The organism is Rhizobium vallis (genome assembly GCF_003985155.1).
In the GTDB taxonomy this organism is placed as follows: domain Bacteria; phylum Pseudomonadota; class Alphaproteobacteria; order Rhizobiales; family Rhizobiaceae; genus Rhizobium; species Rhizobium vallis.
This window is the reverse complement of the sequence record NZ_ML133726.1, coordinates 520-5,712: the sequence shown is the minus strand read 5'-3', so window position 1 is coordinate 5,712 and position 5,193 is coordinate 520. Positions and strand designations below refer to the sequence as shown.

Genomic DNA, 5,193 nt, shown 5'->3' with positions numbered 1-5,193 from the left:
AAAGACCTCATGGTGCGATCGGCAACAAGGTGCCGATCTCGTTGGTGAATTCGGGAGGCGCAACCAGCCCGCCTCCCTGAATGAAGCCCGAAAACTCTAGCATCCGGTGGTCCAACGTTTGGGAGCGTTTCAGAAGCCGGAAAACTCTAGCATCCGGTGGTCCAACGTTTGGGAGCGTTTCAAAGACCGCCGAGGCTCTAATCGCCGCCGGATGAAAATTCAGTGGCAGGTCATTTGTTCTCGATGTTGCACAAGGAGCCAATTCCAGCGGCCACGACATGGTGCGATCGGCAACAAGGTGCCGATCTCGTTGGTGAATTCGGGAGGCGCAACCAGCCCGCCTCCCTGAATGAAGCCCGAAAACTCTAGCATCCGGTGGTCCAACGTTTGGGAGCGTTTCAGAAGCCGGAAAACTCTAGCATCCGGTGGTCCAACGTTTGGGAGCGTTTCAAAGACCGCCGAGGCTCTAATCGCCGCCGGATGAAAATTCAGTGGCAGGTCATTTGTTCTCGATGTTGCACAAGGAGCCAATTCCAGCGGCCACGAAGTACTTGGTATGCACCCGTGGGAACAACATGGGCGCTTCAATTGAACGGAAACTCAAATTTATGGCTGGCTCTGACAAATTACGGACGATCAGCGATAGTTCGGGTCTCCAGCGGGATTGCAGCATGAGGCCGGCAGTCAATACCAAAGGACATTACTGCGACTTCGCCGAATGCCGGTAATAGACATCCGCCAGAATGTGGTGGTCATGGCGGTAGACTTCGGCCATGATATTATAGAGGCTTGGATCGTGAGCCTCGAAATCTTCTGATGTGGCAATGGTGAGATTGCCTCGGCTGTAAGCCAAGTTCGTATTGAACCAAAATCGCGTGCCCTCGGCCCAATACTCATCGACGTTGTTCTCCATATAGGAACACGCCCAGAGGCCTTTCTCGTAGGCGTGCGAATAGGCACGTTCAACTCGTGCAACGAGATCAGGATCTACCGTGCGCAGCGCGTTGAAAATATTATGTGAGAATTCGTGAACAAGAATGTTCCCGCCGTAATACCGCGTGCCCGGCACGCCCATCAAATTCTCCACAGCTCCCGTCGTGTAGAGCCCGCCCATGCCGCGCGCCCTTTGTGCCCAGTAGTCTCGGGCAGTCATCTTGCCGATCGTGTTGGCGTAATCCCGCCGCTCGTCAGGGGTGAGACGTGGATCATCGGGAAGAGGCTTCTTCCAATCCCGCTGCTCGGGAATATCAGTCGTCGTCTCGTCAATTGCCATGACGCCCACCCGCGCTCCAGCCTGGATTAAAGCATCGCGGACATCACGGCGTTCTGACAACATGTAGAGGACAATGTCACGTGAGATCAATAGTGCCGTGTCTGGAACCTTGTTTGACGAAATAATAGGTATGCCCGCTGCGTCAGCATATTTGGCATAAAATGGATCCAGATTGAGTGATGTCGGTGGGCTGCGAACTATGAAAGTCTCGAAACTCGATACATCAGCCGCGGACAAAGGCGAGTCAGATAAGACATTCTCAGCGCCGCCGAGTCTGCCTGCGGATGCAGCAAGAAGGTACCCACCGCACAACACCATCCCCATCGAGCATACATCCATCATCGTGACCTCTCGTTAACGGCTGTCTTTCGTGAGACGACGCAACAACCGTGCCAGTCACTAAGTATTTCCTCGGGGGCTCATCGGCGCCGCCGGCTCTGTACCAGACCATGTGCGTGACGATCGGCATCCGGTGACCAGGGTATGACGATCACCTCATACCGTTATCTAGGAGAAAATTGCGATCTCGCGGCCGCCTCGCCAGTCCTGGGAGGCGTTTGCTGTGTCCGGGGTCCTAAAACTTGCACCGGAAACGCACTGATCTAGGAATCCATTCCTGTACCCATCATCTTCTCCCGAGGTCGGGATCGCCAGGCAAGTATGTCCTCTGGCAATCTTCGCCGATACCCAGCGTGCCGGTCCATGGGCTGCGATAGCCAAAGCGAACCAGGGCGTTTTGCGAGGGGAACCCCTTTCAGATTCAACAGGAGAATGCTGCTGCCTATCGCCGCGTCCCATTTTGTGTGGAATCAGACTGTCGCAAACCGAACATTCCGAAAAAACCCCTCCGCCAGGTCGGGTCGTTCGACGACTTTCGACGCCGGGATAGACCAGCCCGGTTCCGCCGAGGGTTCTAATGTGATCTCGACAATTTGCCTGATTATCGCCGAAAACGTCTTTGGCTTGCTTCTGCCTGAGTAGCGAGCCTCTCAGTCATGGTCAACTTTTCAGTTCAATGTCCTGGATGCCTGATCAAGATGATCCAGCATGATGGACAAGGCGGCATGTTCACGAAGAAGTTGGAGCAGCCGCTTCATCTGGCGTCGGCAGCCGATGGCAGGCCGATTGATTGGAACGCATCCATTGGACGGATGAGTTCCATCCAAACAAATGATTTCACCAGCTTATACCAGTGCCATTAGAAGCGCCCCAACGAGTGCGTATCAAGTAGTTGCTCTGTCGACGCCTGGACAGAGTATTAAGTGGAGGTTTAGGTATGAGCCCTCAGGTGCGGTGGAAAGTGTGCTGGGAAAACGAGTTGGAGCTCTCTGACCACACGGAGCTCGCAGATTTCTTTCGGAAGACCTATGGGCCAACTGGAGCTTACAACGCCCTTCCATTCGAAGGTGCTCGTAGTTGGTCAGGAGCTAGGCCCGAGCTTCGCGTAATAGGCTATGATGCGCACGGTGTGGCCGCTCACATGGGGTTGTTGCGTCGTTTCGTTCGGGTTGGCGAGGTCGATCTACTCGTATGCGAGCTTGGATTGTGGGGCGTGCGTCCAGATCTTGAGGGGTACGGCATTAATTCGATGCGCATTGTTTACCCAGTGCTGCAGCAACTTGGCGTTCGGTTTGCGTTCGGCGGTGTTCGGCAGGCGTTGCGCAACCTTGTTCTCAGGCTCTGCCGAAATGGTCTTGCGACGGTTTTGGAAGGGGTACGCGTGCGATCCACCCTTGCCGATGTTTATCTCAACCTCCCGCCGACGCGCTGTGAAAACGTAATTTTGGTAGTATTCCCAATAGGATGCTCAATGAGTGATTGGCCATCGGGGACCTTGATCGAGCGGAATGGCCCTGAGCTATGAAAGAGCATGGTCCCATAGCTGAAGTTATCCGAAGAGACGGTGGCGGCCCAGTGATCGGTGCGTCTATTTAACCCTCGATGACGGACCGACCCACACGATGACACATCCCGCACCTTTCGATCTGCGAACGCTTAGACGTCAAGCGTGAGATATTCGAGACAAGCAGGACCATCAGGAACATATGCCCCGAAGCCTCGGTACCGCAATCCGGGCACCTGGTGGAAGTATGAACATCATCGGCTAATGCCGTATTTTTGCGCGCTCGCGGGTTCACGATCCGCGCTCCTCGTTCGACCCGCTAACTGACGCCACTGCCGCAGAGCACGGCATCGGAGCCTGCGCACAAGCGCACTGCCGACCATACTGCGATGGCCGACAACCCAGATCTTCTTGTTGGACAAGTCGTACACTCAGAGCTCTTCCCGGCTGTTCAGGGCCTTCCAGTGCTTGACATCCTCGCGCACCATCTCGGCGACGAGCTCCTGAACCGGGGCCTTGTGTTGCCAGCCCAGCTTCTGGCGGGCCTTGGTCGGATCACCGGCAGAAGATCAACTTCCGTCGGGCGGAGGTATCGAGGATCGACTTCAACAAGGCAGGCACCGGACGCGGAGTCGTAGCCAGTCGACGCCGGACGCCTTCCATTCCAAAGTAATGTTCACGTCGGCAAAAGCCCGCTCGAGAAATTGGCCGACACTCGTCGTCTCGCCGGTCGCCAAGACGTGGCCATCCGGTTTGTCCTGCTGCAGCATGCGCGACATGCCCTCGACATACTCACGTGCGTGGCCCCAGTCGTAGCTCCTGGCGCTGTTTTTGGCCAGCTGTCGGGCGCGGCGGGCCTGCGCGATCGAAGTTGGCTTGTTCAGCCACAAGGCGAAGCTCTATCACCTGGGCGCTCGCAGCGTCTCCCGTGCGATACGCCATTTCTCTCTTGGCTACAGGGATGTGCGATTGTCTCCTGTTTTCAAAGCTCTTTGTCCTGCTGATGGTCGCGGTCGCGCTGGCGCGCGGTCGACCTAGACATGTCCTGCGATTGATGAATCGATTGTGAGGTGACGAGAGCGACCGAAGCTGATTCAACATCCACAGCGGAGAGGTGGATGATGGGACAGGCCCTGAGCGATGATCTCCTAATACGGGTTTTGAAAGCGTCTGCGGCGGGCATGTCGGCTCGACAGGCTGCGGCTCGTTTCGGAGTTGGGATTTCGACGGCGATCCGCTGGATTGAAGAGCGAAAGAGGGTGAGTTAACTGCTCTGCCACAGAGCTGGAGACGACCTTCGGCAGTGGATGCACACGAGGAATTCGTTGTCGCGTTGATCAACGAGCGTAGGGATGTGACGCTCGATGAGATGGTTGAGCGCTTGTCCGTCGAGCGGCAGGTGAAGATCAGCCGCAGCGCACTTGGCGCCTGGCTTCGAGGCCGTGGGTGGACCTTTAAAAAAAGACCGCACACGCACTGGAGCAGGACCGACCGGACGTCCTGAAGCGCCGGCGCGCCTGGTTCGATGGTCAATTGGACCTCGATCCGGAGAAACTGATCTTCATCGACGAAACCGGCCTCTCGACCAAGATGTCACGTCTGCGCGGACGTGCATTGCGAGGTGAGCGTTTGCCGTGCCGGCGTGCCGCACGGCCATTGGAAAACAACGACTTTCACCGGTGCGTTGCGCCTCAGCGGAATGACCGCCCCATTCGTCTACGATGGCGCGATGAACGGCAACGTCTTCCTTGCGTATGTCGAACAGGTGCTGGTGCCGCCCCTGGAGATCGGCGACGTCGTCATTATGGATAACCTGCCTGCACACAAGATAGCCGGTGTCCGCGATGCCATCGAACGTGCCGGCGCCAAGCTCATGTTCCTGCCGCCCTATAGTCCGGACTTCAATCCAATCGAGAACGCATTCTCGAAGCTGAAAGCCATGTTGCGAGGCCGAGCCGAGCGAAAGATCGATGCTCTATGGGATGCGGTCGGGGCCTTGATACCTCGCTTCACTGCGGCAGAATGCGCAAACTACCTTAAGGCCGCTGGATATGACCCAGATTGAGCAGGATTTGCT

General features: G+C 56.4%; 2 protein-coding genes and 2 pseudogenes. 2 read left to right on the top strand and 2 right to left on the bottom strand.

What is annotated here, in order from left to right:
• Positions 1-700: 700 nt before the first annotated feature.
• Positions 701-1,615, bottom strand: coding sequence for a hypothetical protein (locus tag EFQ99_RS34665; RefSeq protein ID WP_010034735.1), 915 nt, complete (start codon positions 1,613-1,615; stop codon positions 701-703).
• Between the two features lie 934 nt (positions 1,616-2,549).
• On the opposite strand from EFQ99_RS34665, the gene nodA reads away from it, so the two are divergent.
• A complete protein-coding gene (gene nodA, locus EFQ99_RS34650; protein ID WP_004679687.1) occupies positions 2,550-3,137 on the top strand; it encodes a nodulation N-acyltransferase NodA in 588 nt (195 codons plus the stop codon).
• 410 nt (positions 3,138-3,547) lie between these two features.
• Here nodA and EFQ99_RS35335 read toward each other — a convergent pair.
• A pseudogene (locus tag EFQ99_RS35335) lies at positions 3,548-4,006 on the bottom strand (GDP-mannose 4,6-dehydratase).
• A 231-nt stretch (positions 4,007-4,237) separates the two neighbouring features.
• Here EFQ99_RS35335 and EFQ99_RS34640 point away from each other — a divergent pair.
• Positions 4,238-5,181 (top strand): annotated as a pseudogene (locus EFQ99_RS34640) (IS630 family transposase).
• Positions 5,182-5,193 lie beyond the last annotated feature (12 nt).

Coding starts and splice junctions, on each gene's coding strand:
- EFQ99_RS34665 (WP_010034735.1), bottom strand. CDS start 1,615: ATGATGGATGTATGCTCGATGGGGATGGTGTTGTGCGGTGGGTACCTT.
- nodA (WP_004679687.1), top strand. CDS start 2,550: ATGAGCCCTCAGGTGCGGTGGAAAGTGTGCTGGGAAAACGAGTTGGAG.